The organism is Peribacillus simplex (genome assembly GCF_900156045.1).
Classification (GTDB): Bacteria; Bacillota; Bacilli; order Bacillales; family DSM-1321; genus Peribacillus; species Peribacillus simplex_D.
Map to the genome: position 1 here is coordinate 907,112 of NZ_FTMX01000001.1, position 15,145 is coordinate 922,256.

14 protein-coding genes are annotated in these 15,145 nt (G+C 41.0%); all 14 read left to right on the top strand.

Going from position 1 to position 15,145, the window contains the following annotated elements; genetic code table 11:
- Window positions 1–12 precede the first annotated feature (12 nt).
- The 14 genes from BW986_RS04320 (at window position 13) to spoIVB (ending at window position 14,882) form a co-directional block, all read left to right on the top strand.
- Window positions 13–600 carry a SpoIIIAH-like family protein gene (locus BW986_RS04320; protein ID WP_076365417.1) on the top strand — a complete coding sequence of 196 codons (588 nt, stop codon included), beginning with the start codon at window positions 13–15 and terminating at the stop codon, window positions 598–600.
- Between the two features lie 621 nt (window positions 601–1,221).
- On the top strand, window positions 1,222–1,719 hold the full coding sequence (accB, locus tag BW986_RS04325) for an acetyl-CoA carboxylase biotin carboxyl carrier protein (RefSeq protein ID WP_076365419.1): 498 nt from the start codon (window positions 1,222–1,224) through the stop codon (window positions 1,717–1,719).
- A gap of 14 nt (window positions 1,720–1,733) precedes the next feature.
- Window positions 1,734–3,086, top strand: a complete 1,353-nt coding sequence (gene accC / locus BW986_RS04330; protein ID WP_076365421.1) for an acetyl-CoA carboxylase biotin carboxylase subunit — start codon at window positions 1,734–1,736, stop codon at window positions 3,084–3,086.
- 37 nt (window positions 3,087–3,123) lie between these two features.
- Window positions 3,124–3,528: an Asp23/Gls24 family envelope stress response protein gene (locus BW986_RS04335; protein WP_222620245.1), complete on the top strand. Its 405-nt coding sequence runs from the start codon at window positions 3,124–3,126 to the stop codon at window positions 3,526–3,528.
- Between the two features lie 449 nt (window positions 3,529–3,977).
- Window positions 3,978–4,370 carry a transcription antitermination factor NusB gene (nusB, locus tag BW986_RS04340; protein WP_076365423.1) on the top strand — a complete coding sequence of 131 codons (393 nt, stop codon included), beginning with the start codon at window positions 3,978–3,980 and terminating at the stop codon, window positions 4,368–4,370.
- 69 nt (window positions 4,371–4,439) lie between these two features.
- A complete protein-coding gene (folD, locus tag BW986_RS04345) occupies window positions 4,440–5,315 on the top strand; it encodes a bifunctional methylenetetrahydrofolate dehydrogenase/methenyltetrahydrofolate cyclohydrolase FolD (protein WP_076365425.1) in 876 nt (291 codons plus the stop codon).
- Window positions 5,316–5,462: 147 nt separating this feature from the next.
- Window positions 5,463–6,815: an exodeoxyribonuclease VII large subunit gene (gene xseA, locus BW986_RS04350; protein ID WP_076365427.1), complete on the top strand. Its 1,353-nt coding sequence runs from the start codon at window positions 5,463–5,465 to the stop codon at window positions 6,813–6,815.
- Window positions 6,812–7,045 carry an exodeoxyribonuclease VII small subunit gene (locus tag BW986_RS04355; protein ID WP_034308286.1) on the top strand — a complete coding sequence of 78 codons (234 nt, stop codon included), beginning with the start codon at window positions 6,812–6,814 and terminating at the stop codon, window positions 7,043–7,045. The genes xseA and BW986_RS04355 overlap by 4 nt, the downstream gene beginning before the upstream one ends.
- A 1-nt stretch (window position 7,046) precedes the next feature.
- Entirely contained in the window at window positions 7,047–7,940 is an 894-nt protein-coding gene (locus BW986_RS04360; protein WP_076365429.1) for a polyprenyl synthetase family protein, read from the top strand.
- A gap of 249 nt (window positions 7,941–8,189) precedes the next feature.
- A complete protein-coding gene (dxs, locus tag BW986_RS04365) occupies window positions 8,190–10,082 on the top strand; it encodes a 1-deoxy-D-xylulose-5-phosphate synthase (RefSeq protein WP_076365431.1) in 1,893 nt (630 codons plus the stop codon).
- Window positions 10,083–10,086: 4 nt separating this feature from the next.
- The gene (locus tag BW986_RS04370; RefSeq protein ID WP_076365433.1) at window positions 10,087–10,914 is read left to right on the top strand and encodes a TlyA family RNA methyltransferase; all 828 of its coding nucleotides are present in this window, start codon (window positions 10,087–10,089) and stop codon (window positions 10,912–10,914) included.
- A 326-nt stretch (window positions 10,915–11,240) separates the two neighbouring features.
- On the top strand, window positions 11,241–11,690 hold the full coding sequence (ahrC, locus tag BW986_RS04375; protein WP_034308279.1) for a transcriptional regulator AhrC/ArgR: 450 nt from the start codon (window positions 11,241–11,243) through the stop codon (window positions 11,688–11,690).
- A 22-nt stretch (window positions 11,691–11,712) separates the two neighbouring features.
- Window positions 11,713–13,428, top strand: a complete 1,716-nt coding sequence (gene recN, locus BW986_RS04380) for a DNA repair protein RecN (protein WP_076365435.1) — start codon at window positions 11,713–11,715, stop codon at window positions 13,426–13,428.
- 161 nt (window positions 13,429–13,589) lie between these two features.
- On the top strand, window positions 13,590–14,882 hold the full coding sequence (gene spoIVB / locus BW986_RS04385) for a SpoIVB peptidase (protein WP_076365437.1): 1,293 nt from the start codon (window positions 13,590–13,592) through the stop codon (window positions 14,880–14,882).
- Window positions 14,883–15,145: the final 263 nt, after the last annotated feature.

Consider the following 15,145-nt stretch of genomic DNA (forward strand, 5'->3'; position numbering starts at 1 on the left):
GGGAAAATCTACATGTTATTAAAAAAACAAACCGTTTGGTTATTGACTATGCTAAGTCTGGTCGTTGTGCTTTCAGTCTATTATTTAACCGCTCCGGAAGAAAATGCAGCTGATATGACGGCAACAGAGCAACAAGATGAAAATAAAACAGAAACTAAAACAGAGAACAAAGCGGATACAAAAGGGGAAAATAAAAGTGAAAAAGCAACATCCAAAAATGCAGAAGGTTCCTCTGTAACCATTGCATCCGGAGATGAGTTCGAATCGTTAAGGATGCAGATTGAAGATGAACGGGCGAAGCTGAATGAAGAATTGACTGCAAAGATGGGCAACACAGAACTATCAGCTGAAGAAAGAGACGAGGCTTATGCAAAAATCGAACAATTAAGTGAAACGAAAGTAAAGGAAAATATCATCGAAAACTTAATAGTTGCCATGGATTACAATGCCGCACTGGTCCGGGTGGACGGAACGGATGTAAAGGTGAGTGTCAAGGCCGATAAACAAACGAAAACAGAGGCCAATAACATTATCCGCCTTGTAAGGAAAGAAGTGAGCGATGCACAAAATGTAGTGGTCGATTTCCAACCGGAAAAGTAAACACACATACAGAAAAAAGTGCTGATACAGAACAGTTCAACATCATAAACATTTGAAAGCCCCCCTTAATTAAAAAAGGGAGGCTTTTTATTATGATTTTTTTAACTAACTTACGACTTGGAAACTTTAGAGGAAAAGTTTTTTTATGTCAATTGGCATCAGAAAACTCAAATAGAAATGGTGATAATGGTCATCCGTAATATTCTAGAAAAGTAATTGCAATGGATATTATTGCTGATTTTTCAGGGATTAAATGTAAAATTCGAGAGAAGGCGTTAAGGTGCCGCGGTTGAAAAATATTCACAATATTATAATAAAGGTGTAAGATAGAAGTATGGTTAATAAGTTACAATTAATCTATCATTGAATTTGTATAAGCTAATATTGTATGATGTTAGAAGCTGGTCATAAACTTTTCAATCTCTTTGGGAAACAATATTTTGAGAAAGTGAAAAATCTGTTATAATACAGATGAGGTTTGTATTCAGTTTATTCGCATTCGCATAAAGAAAGCGGCTACTTTGTGCAGTATTGGACAAAGTAGGATAAGCTAAGGGTAAGGTTACATAAAATATTATTGCCTCACAAACTCATATTAAATTAGACAAGGGGTGCCACAAAATGAAAGTGCAAGAAATTCGTGAAATTATTAAGCTAGTCGATCAATCAAATATCAGTGAATTCGTTTTTGAAAATGAAGGAACGAAAATTAAATTGAAAAAAACTGAAACGGGTACAGTATTACAACCAGCAGCTGCTCCAGATGTTGTTCAAGCCAATGCAGCTGTAGAGGTCAAACCCGCAGCGGCCCCTGCCCCTGCAGTGCCGATAGCTGCTGAACCTGCAAAGCCTGCTGCTGCCGTCACCGAACAGGAAAATTTACATAAAATCACTTCACCGATGGTTGGGACATTCTACCAATCTCCTGCACCGGATTCACCTGCATACGTAAAAGCAGGCGATAAAGTAACGGGGGATTCCATCGTCTGCATCGTTGAAGCCATGAAACTTTTCAATGAAATCGAAGCTGAAGTAAGCGGTGAGATCGTTGAAGTCCTTGTAAAAGAAGGGCAGCTAGTAGAATATGGTCAACCATTATTTTTAGTAAAGCCGGAATGAGGAGCTGTTTCTAAATGATTAAAAAGGTATTAATTGCCAATCGTGGGGAAATTGCTGTCCGTATCATCCGGGCATGCAAGGAATTAGGAATCGAGACTGTTGCAGTCTATTCAGAAGCAGATAAAGAAGCATTACATGTTCAAATTGCGGATGAAGCATATTGCATCGGTCCTAAATTATCAAAAGACAGTTATTTAAATACAACGAACATTATCAGTACAGCCAAGAAAACGGGATCTGATGCAATTCATCCAGGATATGGATTCCTAGCTGAAAATGCCGACTTTGCTGAGCTATGCCGTGAATGCAATATCATTTTCATCGGCCCTAGCCCCGAAGCGATCAATAAAATGGGAACAAAGGATGTAGCAAGGGAAACCATGCGCAAAGCTGGTGTACCGATCGTACCAGGTTCTAAAGGCATAATTAAAGATACGGATGAAGGTGTAGCCTTAGCTAATGAAATGGGCTATCCAGTCATCATCAAAGCTACTGCTGGCGGAGGCGGTAAAGGTATCCGTGTCGCAAGGACGGAAGAAGATCTCATTAAAGGCATTAACATCACGCAACAGGAAGCCGCGACGGCATTTGGTAATCCTGGCGTGTATATTGAAAAGTTCATCGAAGATTTCCGTCACGTTGAAATACAGGTCATGGCAGATAATCATGGCAACGCCATCCATTTAGGTGAACGTGATTGTTCGATCCAACGACGTTTGCAAAAACTTGTTGAAGAAACCCCGTCACCAGCGTTGGATGGTGAAACACGTGCGGAAATGGGGCAGGCTGCAGTAACGGCTGCACTTGCCGTTAACTATTCAGGTGCCGGAACAGTAGAATTTATTTATGACTATGTGAATAGAAAATACTACTTTATGGAAATGAATACACGTATCCAGGTTGAACACCCAGTTACGGAAATGGTAACAGGCGTGGATTTGATTAAAGAACAAATCAAAGTTGCTTCAGGTAACAAACTTTCGCTTTCACAAGAGGATGTCACTTTTAACGGATGGTCTATCGAATGTCGGATAAATGCGGAAAATCCAGAAAAGAATTTCATGCCTTCCGCAGGTAAGATTCAAATGTATTTACCGCCAGGCGGCTACGGAGTTCGTGTGGATTCCGCGGCATACCCTGGATACTCGATACCGCCGTATTATGATTCCATGATCGCTAAATTGATCGTCCATGCACCGACTAGAGAAGAGGCGATCGAGAAGATGAAACGCGCCTTGGGTGAGTTTGTCATTGAAGGGATCAGTACCACAATTCCTTTCCATATTAAGTTACTTCAACATGAACAATTTGTTTCCGGGGAATTTAATACCAAATTCCTTGAAATATATGATGTAATGAACTCATAATGTAAAGGAAGACAGGAGGTGCTTTTGAATGAGTGAGATGGAAGGCCAATTACTGGAAATGAATGATTATAATAGTGGTCTGGGCAAAGTGGAGATTGCGCCTGAGGTGATAGAGGTGATTGCGGGTATCGCTGCATCGGAAGTTGAAGGTGTTGCACATATGCGCGGGAATTTCGCTACGGGTGTCGTTGAGAAGCTTGGTAAAAAGAACCACGGTAAAGGCGTTAAAGTGGACTTAACGGGAGAATCCATCAAAGTCGAACTTTATTGTGTCATGAAGTTTGGTGTTTCAATTCCGAAAGTTGCTCAGGAAGTGCAAGATAACATTCGTGAAGCTTTGTTGAATATGACGGCTATCGACGCTGGCGAAGTGAACATTCATGTAGTGGGCATTGCGTTTGAAAACGCTAAACAAGAAGCGGATTACGAACAAGAAGTGTAAGTGGCTTCGTTCGATTCACACCTGCAAAAACCCGGCAAAAAGCCGGGTTTTTGTTTTTTTGAATGTATACTCCATGATACCCCTAATTTTGTGCCTGCTTATAATATTAAATTTAAATGAACATAATAAGGCGGTATCTGGAAGTTTCCCTTTAATTCAAGGGTGATTTCTGTTAGAGTGTAAAAGGTGAAATATGAGCATGAAAGCTAGGCATGAGCTTTTTGACACTTTCAAAAAGTATGGGACTGTGTTGGCCGTTTAATTGGAAAGTAATCTTGAAAAGTTATCTTGATTCAAGATATTGAGTATTTTGGCCTTAATTTTAGTGGGATTTAGCTTATTATTTAAATAATATAGCAAAAATCTTAATATTTTTGAAAAAATGTTATTTAATGTTCGTTTGTTCTAGCATTTTCATATATAATAGTAGATGTTAAAGGAGTAAGATTATGAAAAGAAGAGAAGCCCGTGAAAAATCCCTTCAAGCACTATATCAGATGGATATTGCCAACTCTAATGCAGAAGAGGCAATGGAAAGCGTACTGGATGGTGCTCCTACTGATGAATATTTCAAGAAATTAGTAATGGGGATTACGGAAAATCGAGAACAAATTGATGGAATGATCAGGGACAATTTAGAGAATTGGACGTTGGAAAGACTGGCGAACATTGATCGGAATTTACTGCGGATCGCGGTTTATGAAATGGTTCACAGTGAAGATGTTCCTGTAAGTGTTGCAATGAATGAAGCTATTGAAATTGCTAAGAAATTCGGTGATGATCAATCGAGCAGCTTTGTAAATGCCGTTTTATCCAAAGTGAAGGTGAAAAGCGGCAGCTAAAGTTGCAGCCTTGAACAAGGATTTTCTCAGCAATTTCTTTAGCAAAATTAACTTGGGAGGAATAAACACATGTCAGCTCAAATCATTAATGGTAAAGAAATTGCGGAGTCAGTTAGGCAGGAAATCAGTAAGGAAGTTCAACAGTTACGTGAAAAAAATATCGTTCCGGGTTTGGCTGTAATCCTGGTGGGTGACAATCAAGCATCACAAACTTATGTACGCAATAAGCAAAAGGCCTGTGAGGACTTGGGCATGCATTCCGTATTAATTAAAAAGCCTGCGGAACTTACTCAGGAGGAATTGATTCAGAGCATTGCTGAATTAAACCAGGATGACAGCATTCATGGTATATTGGTGCAGCTGCCATTGCCTGGGCATATTCAGGAAAAGGCGATCATTGAAGCGATTTCGCCTGAAAAGGATGTAGATGGATTCCACCCGATTAATATCGGGCGGATGATGACGGGACAAGATGCATTTTTACCTTGTACTCCTTACGGCGTCATGGTGATGCTTGAGTATATCGACTATGACCTTGAAGGTAAGCATGTTGTCATCGTAGGGAGAAGTAATATCGTCGGAAAACCTGCCGGACAATTATTTTTAAATGCAAATGCAACCGTTACTTACTGTCATTCACGGACAAAGGATCTTGCCTATTATACTAAGCAAGCCGATGTCGTTGTGGCAGCAGTCGGAAAGAGGGACACGATCACGAGTGACCATATTAAAGAAGGCGCAGTCGTCATTGACGTCGGTATGAACAGGAATGATGAAGGGAAGCTTTGCGGTGATGTAGCGTTTGATGAAGTGAAAGAAAAGGCTTCATACATTACACCTGTTCCTAAAGGCGTTGGTCCAATGACGATTACGATGCTTATGAAGAATACGGTCAAATCTGCTCAAAAAGCACTTGAACAGAACGAGCAAGCAGTAAAAAACTGAAAAAAACGTTAAATTATTTTAAAGAAGCGGACCTCTTGTTTTATAATAACGGGAGACCGCTTTTTTCCATTCATGGATTGAACAAGTTTCAAGTGTAATCTAAGGCGGTTTTCTTTATATCCGACTTCCATCGGAAGGAGACATAATATGAGCAACCAACAATATTTGAGTGTGTCGGCTTTAACGAAGTACATCAAAAGGAAGTTCGATGCCGACCCCCATTTGCAAAATGTATACATAAAAGGTGAAATTTCAAATTTTAAACAACATACAAGCGGACATATGTATTTTACTTTAAAGGATGAGAAGGCCCGACTCCTCTCCGTTATGTTTGCCGCCAATAATAAAGGGATGAAATTCCTGCCCGAAAATGGTATGAAGGTACTTGTTAAGGGCGATATATCATTATATGAAGCAGGGGGACAGTATCAGCTTTATGTGAAAAGCATGGCCCCTGATGGTGTAGGGGATTTGTATTTTGCTTATGAACAGCTGAAGAAAAAGCTGGAGGCGGCAGGTTTGTTTTTGGCAGAACACAAGAAGCCGATCCCGCAGTACCCAAAATCTGTAGGTGTCATAACATCGCCGACCGGAGCTGCATTAAGAGATATCCTGATAACCATCAAGCGGAGATATCCAATCGCCAGGATCATCGTTTATCCAGCACTTGTACAAGGGAATAATGCAGCTAAATCGATTGCCAAGGCAATTTCCATGGCTAACGCAAGGGCGGAAAGCGATGTTCTCATTGTCGGAAGGGGCGGAGGTTCGATCGAGGAACTATGGGCGTTTAATGAGGAGGTAGTGGCTGAATCGATTTATGATTCCGATATACCGGTAATTTCTGCTGTCGGTCACGAAACCGATTTTACAATTGCTGATTTTGTCGCCGATATGCGTGCTCCTACACCGACCGGTGCAGCAGAGTTAGCGGTTCCTCACTTGAATGAAATACTCGAGCGCCTGATGAACCGCAAGAACCGATTGACTCGCTCCATTCAAGAAGCGGTGAATTTTGAACGGACCCGTTTGACCAGGATGGAGAGGTCTTATGCCTTCCGTTATCCACATAAAATGTATGAACAGAAGCTGGAACAGCTAGACAAGACGATGGACAGGCTAGGCAGGACCAGCACGCGATATTTCATGAAAAAGAGAGATGAGCTGAATCAGCTGAACGATATTCTGAAAAAGCAGCATCCTGAACAAGCGGTGAAAAATGCGAAAGATGAATTACAGCAGCATGCAAAGGTTTTACGAAGGGCCATGGAAGCCATCTATCGGCAAAAATCACAGCAGTTCGTCCATATAACAGCCACTTTATCTGCCCTAAGTCCACTAAAAATCATGGAACGGGGCTATGGTTTGGTTTTTGCTGAGGATGAGACATTAGTGAAAAGTACACAGCAAGTAACCAAAGGGGATAAGATAGCGGTTTCGATAAAAGATGGAACACTTGAATGTGAAATTAAAGATATAAAGGAGCGGATTGAACCATGACAAAAAAACAGGAAGCTACATTTGAAGAAGCGATGGAGAATCTCGAAAAAATTGTAGAGCAGTTGGAAGAAGGCGATGTACCCTTGGAAGAAGCCATCTCCATATATAAACAAGGAATGGATTTATCTAGGCTTTGCCATTCAAAGCTTAAGGCTGTTGAAGATCAGTTGACTCAAATTTTACGCGAAGATGGAGAACTTGAAAACTTCGCTGTACAGGAGGAAGAATGACATGGGTACGGCGTCCTTTGAAATGTTTTCTAAAGAATATAAGGCGGTTATAGAACGGGAAATCGTGGAATATGTCAATAAACTTAAGGCTCCTGCAGTGGTCAAAGAAGCCATGATCTACTCTCTGGAGGCAGGAGGTAAACGGATTCGCCCGTTATTGGTCTTTGCGGTTCTGGAGGCCTTTGGAAAAAACTTGAGGATGGGGATTCCTGCAGCGGCTGCAATTGAAATGATTCATACATATTCTTTGATTCATGATGACCTTCCGGCGATGGATGATGACGATCTCCGGCGCGGAAAACCGACGAACCATAAAGTGTTCGGTGAAGCGGTAGCAATACTGGCAGGTGATGCGCTTCTTACATATAGCTTTCAATTGGTGACGGATATGATCGATCCCGAGGTGACGGCTGAAATGAAGCTGAACCTAGTAAGCGAAATTGCGAGCTCTGCCGGAGCCGAAGGGATGGTTGGAGGTCAAGTTGCGGATATGGAAGGTGAAAATAAACAGTTGACCCTTCAGGAATTGGAGTATATACATGAACATAAAACAGGGAAGTTATTGACTGCAAGCATCCTTTCCGGTGCTATATTGGCCGGGGCGAATGAAGAACAGCAACTGCATTTACGTGATTTTGCATACCACCTGGGGCTTGCTTTTCAAATTCGCGATGATATCCTGGATATTGAAGGGTCAGTCGAGTTGATCGGCAAGCCGGTTGGCAGTGATGTGGGGAATCATAAAAGCACATATCCCTCTTTACTTACGCTTCAAGGGGCAAAGGAAAAGTTGGAACATCATATAGAACTTGCTCATGCAGCTTTAGGAAATACAACTTTACAAACGGGTTTGTTGAATGAACTGACTGATTTAATAGCGAACCGTAATCATTGATTGTGGCTAAATTTGTTATCAATTGAGGTTTTATGGTATACTCATTGTGCAAAAATATGTGAAAATCAAAATGAATTTTTTTATTGAAATACGTGATAAAATAGGTATAATAAGCCGCCGAAATCACCTGGGTGTTGGCGGCTATTTTTTAACTTAAAACCAATTTTTCGGTCTAGACATCCATAGTCCTCATTAATGAGGCTTTGTTTATGCTTACCACCGAAAATTACAGAAAGTGAGTGGTCCTGTTTGGATCTTCTATCTATAAAAGACCCTTCTTTTTTGAAGAAGATGAATAATGAAGAACTTGTCGAGTTAAGTGTGGAAGTACGTAAATTCCTTGTGGAAAAATTATCGGTGACCGGTGGGCATATTGGGCCCAATTTGGGTGTCGTCGAGTTGACTATAGCCTTGCATAAAGAATTCGACAGTCCGAATGATAAAATCTTATGGGATGTCGGACATCAATCCTATGTCCATAAAATCCTGACTGGCAGGGCAGGGGAGTTCGACACCTTAAAGAAATATAAAGGTCTTTGCGGTTTTCCTAAAATGATTGAAAGCCCCCATGATGTTTGGGAAACAGGTCACAGTTCGACTTCCCTTTCAGCTGCAATGGGCATGGCGGCTGCCCGTGATATCAAGGGTGAAAGCAGTTTTATTTTGCCTGTAATCGGGGACGGCGCACTAACAGGCGGAATGGCGCTTGAAGCGTTGAATCATATCGGTGATGAAAAAAAGGACATGATCGTTATCCTGAATGATAATGAAATGTCCATAGCCCCTAACGTAGGTGCATTACACACGATATTGGGAAGATTGCGGACAGCAGGTAAATATAACTGGGCTAAAGATGAATTGGAGCTGCTTTTGAAAAAAATTCCTGCAGTCGGTGGTAAACTTGCAGCTACAGCTGAACGCTTGAAGGATAGCATGAAGTACTTATTGGTCTCAGGAATCTTTTTCGAAGAGCTTGGTTTCACATACCTTGGACCAGTGGATGGTCATAATTATGAAGAATTGCTGGAGAATTTAAGATATGCCAAGAAAACGAAGGGACCTGTACTGCTGCATGTCATCACGAAAAAAGGCAAAGGATACTCACCTGCCGAATTGGATACAACAGGGAACTGGCATGGGACAGGCCCATATAAGATCGAGACTGGCGATTTCGTGAAATCCCCTAGTAAAGGTCCTGCCTGGAGCGCTCTTGTAAGCGATACTGTCAGCAGGCTAGCTCGTGAAGATGAGCGGATTGTCGCGATTACACCTGCAATGCCCGTAGGATCGAAGTTGGTGGGCTTTTCTCAAGAGTTCCCAGAGCGTTTCTATGATGTAGGGATTGCCGAGCAGCATGCTGCAACTTTTGCTGCAGGATTGGCAACGCAAAAAATGAAACCTTTCCTGGCCATATATTCAACCTTCCTGCAAAGAGCTTATGACCAGGTCGTTCATGATATCTGCCGTCAAAATTTGAACGTATTCATAGGGATCGATCGTGCTGGATTGGTTGGTTCCGATGGTGAAACGCATCAAGGCGTTTTCGATATTGCTTTCTTACGCCATGTTCCGAATATGGTGTTGATGATGCCTAAAGATGAAAACGAAGGTCAGCATATGGTCAATACAGCCTTAAAATATAATGATGGTCCGATTGCTATGCGTTTCCCTCGTGGAAATGGTTGGGGAGTTGTGATGGATACCGACTTAAAGCAGATTCCAATCGGTTCGTGGGAAGTTCTTAAAGAAGGAACGGATGCTGCCATCTTAACGTTCGGAACAACGATTCCCATGGCTCTTGAAGCGGCGGAACTGCTGGAGAAAGAGGATTATTCAGTCAAGGTGATCAATGCCCGGTTCATTAAGCCTTTGGATGAGAACATGCTAAGCAGTCTCCTTGGTGAAAAAATGCCAATCTTGACAATAGAAGAAGCGGTTCTTCAAGGTGGTTTTGGTAGCTCTGTACTTGAATATGCTCATGATCAAGGATTTTATGGGGCAATTATAGATCGAATGGGAATACCTGATTATTTCATTGAACATGGAAGTGTCGATGAACTTCTTGAAGAGATCGGTTTAACGACTGAGACAGCCATCAAAAAGATTAAAATGATAACACCCAAAAAAGAAAAAAGGGCCTGACAATATGAAAGTAATGAAAGAAAGAGTAGATGTATTACTTGTAGAACAAGGCTTGGCCGATACACGTGAAAAAGCGAAACGTATGGTTATGGCAGGCCTTGTCTACGCGAATGAAGAAAGGTATGAGAAACCGGGGGAAAAAGTGCCGGTCGATCTCGAATTTACGATCAAAGGAAAAGTCATGCCTTACGTTTCAAGAGGCGGTCTTAAACTTGAAAAGGCATTAAGGGAATTTGATTTACAGGTGAATGGAAAAATACTGCTTGATATAGGATCATCAACTGGTGGGTTCACGGATTGTGCTTTGCAAAATGGCGCCAAAATGTCTTATGCACTTGATGTCGGCTATAATCAACTTGCCTGGAAGCTTAGGCAGGATGAGCGGGTAAAAGTAATGGAACGGACCAATTTCCGTTATGTTACACCCGCCGATCTAGATGGGGAGATGCCAAACTTTGCAAGCATTGATGTTTCTTTCATCTCGCTTACGTTAATTTTACCGGTATTAAAGACCTTGCTCGTCCCGAATAGTGATGTCGTTGCCTTAGTTAAACCGCAATTCGAAGCTGGGAAGGATCAAGTGGGTAAAAAGGGGATTGTTCGTGATCCCAAAATCCATAAACAAGTGTTGGATAAGATCATTTCTTTTTCTTTAAAGGAGGGCTATGATATTAAGGATGCCTCCTTCTCACCGATTACCGGCGGTGACGGAAATATTGAATTCTTACTTCATTTACACTGGCAAGGTACGAAGGAAGGTGGAGCGATATTGCTTTCGAAAACGGTGGATGACATCGTTGGAGAGGCCCATGCCCAATTTAAAAAAGAATAGCTAGAACTTTGTATGGGCTCCTTTGGCTGAATGGTTGGCTAAAGGAGCTTTTTAACTATACATTGTGGGTCATGACTTGAATCATTTATCGCTGGATATATAAAATAGGTAAGTACAAATAATAGACTTGTATTCATTTTTAGAGAAAAAGTTGTACAATTGCATAAAAATCCGATAACATTAATATTAGCCACTTTCACAAGCGGCCTATTTGCACGTACTGATGACCGAAGCAATCCCGTATTGGGACAGCCTGCTTAAGTAAGAAATGAAAGTGATGCCATTACCATTAAATGAGCAACAGTTGAGAAGAGGTGCTTCTACTTATGAATAAAGGACAACGACATATAAAAATAAGGGACATTATAACGAATAATGATATCGAAACCCAGGATGAGTTAGTTGAAGAATTGAAATTAGCTGGATACAATGTGACTCAAGCCACTGTTTCCAGGGATATTAAAGAGCTTCACCTTGTAAAAGTTCCTTTAACGGATGGAAGGTATAAATACAGTCTGCCGGCCGACCAACGTTTCAATCCACTTCAAAAATTAAAGAGAATCCTTGTCGATGCATTTGTACGCATTGACTCAGCCAACAATTTACTGGTTATGAAGATGCTCCCAGGTAATGCCCAGGCAATCTGTGCATTGATTGATAATTTAAATTGGCAAGAAATACTCGGGACGATCGGCGGCGACGATACTTGTTTAATCATCTGCCGTTCTGAGGAAGATGCAAAGATCATTTCCGGCAAATTCTTGGACATGCTCTAATAATGTTGTGAGGTGACCTAGTTTGTTAACAGAACTATCGATTAGGAATTTTGCGATCATAGACAGCCTGTCCGTTTCATTTGAGAAAGGCTTGACGGTCTTGACAGGAGAAACAGGGGCAGGGAAGTCAATCATAATAGATGCCGTTCATCTTTTGGTTGGGGGACGTGGTTCTGCAGAGTTCATTCGGCATGGTGAGTCGAAGGCTGAAATAGAAGGATTATTCCAAATTGAAGATGAAAAACACCCGGTCTTTGCCAAAGCGGAAGAGTTTGGCATCGATATGAATGATGGGATGGCGATACTTCGAAGGGATATCTCACTGAGCGGCAAAAGCGTTTGCAGGGTAAATGGAAAGCTTGTAACGATTTCCACCTTACGTGAGATAGGACGGACGTTGATAGATATCCATGGTCAACATGAACATCAGGAATTAATGGACGAACGACTCCATCTTCCACTGCTCGATCAATTCGGCGGTGAAAAAATCGCATCTGCACTCACTGAATACCAAAAGCTATATAAACGTTATGAAACCGCTTCTAAACAATTGAATGGTTTGAGCCAAAATGAACAGCAAATGGTCCACCGCCTTGATTTGATTCAATTTCAATTCGATGAAATCCAAAAAGCTGATTTGAAATTACGCGAAGATGAAGAATTGATGGAAGAGCGGAAGAAAATTAATAATTTCGAAAAAATCCATGAAGCGCTGCAAACCAGTTATAATGCTTTAAATGGTGAGCAGCATGCAATTGATTGGCTTTCAGTAGCCATGAATAATTTGGAGGAAGCGGCAGGGCTTGATGAAGGTTTAAAGAACAGCTCTGAAACCGTTTCAAATAGTTACTTCCTGCTTGAAGAGGCCGTGTCTAACATCCGTGACCAATTAGACTCTTTGGATTATGATACAGAGCGAGTGGAATTCATTGAAAGTCGCCTTAATGAAATAAATCAATTAAAACGTAAATACGGGCGGACCATCGAGGAAATCCTGGAATATGGGGCCGCTATCGAAGAAGAAGTCGAAAAACTGCAAAATAGGGAAACCCATATAGCGAAGCTTGAAAAGGAAATGAAATCCATCAAGGCAGATTTAATTGTCGAAGCAAAGAATCTGTCTGAACTTCGCCAGAAATTCGCTCAGCAGCTAACCAAAAAGATTCATCAGGAATTAAAAGATTTATACATGGAAAAGACAATTTTCGAACCACATTTCCTTCAAACGGCCTATACTTTCGATGAATTGTCAGATAGGGGCATCAATCAGTCAGGGCTGGATTCAATGGAATTTTATATTTCCACCAATCCAGGTGAACCATTAAAACCTCTTTCTAAAATTGCATCTGGTGGTGAACTGTCGAGAATCATGCTGGCATTGAAAAGCATATTCTCTAAGCACCAAGGCATAACTTCCATTATCTTTGATGAAGTGGACACAGGTGTGAGCGGAAGGGTTGCGCAATCCATTGCCGAAAAGATCTATAAAGTGGCAACTGGATCACAAGTACTTTGCATATCCCATTTGCCACAGGTGGCAGCTATGGCGGATACTCACCTTTTCATAGCGAAAAATGTAAGGGCCGGACGCACGAATACCTCGGTAAAGCCGTTAATTGAAACTGAAAAAATAAAAGAAATTGGCAGGATGATTTCAGGAGTGGAGATAACGGATTTGACGAAACAACATGCCAATGAATTAATCCAGCTTGCCAAAAGGCTGAAAATTACATCTTGAAGGGTCGATAAGAAGATTAATTAAACTAATCATAAGCATTCATTGTAAAGCTATCCAAAAACGGATAGCTTTTATTTTTTGCACCTGTTATAAATGACTGTCATGAGGGCTAAATTAAAGGTGTAGCCATTAAGTTTCAGAGAGCGAGGAGAGTGAATGGATTGAAATTTATATGGATAAACAGGATCATCGGTGGAATTCTCCTTGTTTCGCTATTAACATTAGGGTTATACCAGCCATCTCGTGAATATTTTTTAATTCCAAATCATCTTGTACTATTTGAAGGAAGTCAATATAGTATTTCCAAATCATTGCCTGTTTCTGCAAAAACTTCGGGATCCAGTGATGGAATTTCACTTCATGATGAACAAGCCTCGATTACGCTTGGTGCTGAGAAACCAGGTACGAATGAAGTGTTACTCGATGTAGCAGGCTTGCCTGCCAAAAAGGTCGACATCAGGGTGTTAAAAGACTTTAAAGTCATGCCTGGTGGCCAATCCATTGGAGTGAAGCTTAATACTCTTGGGGTGCTCGTAGTAGGTCATCATCTTATTGATACTGCGCAGGGGAAAAAATCACCGGGAGAAAAAGCGAAAATTGAAATCGGTGATATTATTACAGAAATCAATGGTCAGACGATAAAGAAGATGGGGGATGTAACCCCTTTTGTTCAGCAGGCAGGCGAAAAGGGTGAGGCGTTGAATCTTGTCATTAACCGTGATAACGAAGTGCTCCACAGTACCCTATTACCTCTAAAAGATAAGAATGAAGGAACTTACAAATTGGGTTTGTATATCCGTGATTCGGCAGCTGGTATCGGAACGATGACGTTTTATCACCCGGATTCAAAAAAATATGGGGCGTTGGGACATGTCATATCCGATATGGATACAAAAAAGCCGATTGTTGTTAAGGACGGACAGATTGTTCAATCGACGGTCACATCCATCGAAAAGGGAAGCAATGGTGATCCCGGAGAAAAATTGGCACGCTTTTCTTCTAATAAAGAAAAAATAGGAAATATCAATCGCAATAGTCCCTTTGGAATTTTTGGGAAATTAAATCAAGATTTTAAAAATGGAATTAACGATAAGCCACTCCCCATCACCCTTTCCCATGAGGTAAAGGAAGGACCAGCAAAAATCCTTACAGTGGTGGATGGTTCTGAAGTGGAGGAATTCGATGTCGAAATCGTCAGTTCCATACCACAGAAGTTTCCTGCAATTAAAGGAATGGTCTTAAAAGTGACGGATAAAGAATTGCTGCAAAAAACAGGTGGGATCGTTCAAGGTATGAGCGGCAGTCCTATCATACAAAATGGGAAATTAATCGGTGCAGTCACCCATGTATTCGTTAATGATCCTACAAGTGGGTATGGAGTCCATATCGAATGGATGTTAAACGAAGCCGGTATAAATATATACGACAAAAATAATTATGAAAAGGCAAGCTAAGAATCCGGGTATCCTTTGGGATGCCCCTTTTTAATGGGAAGTTATGGTTAACATAGATTTTAGGTAGGAATTAAATTTGATTTCTTCAAAAAATAGAGGTTTTTTTGAAATGGTATGATAAAATGATAACGATATGAAGATTTTTCGACAATCGCTTTATTCGAATAGCAAACGAAGTCGAAAACAAGAGATATCCGGAGAATAATATTGAATTCCTTATATTTTTTCAAAAATAAAAGGAATTTAGTTTCCATTGTCGAAAA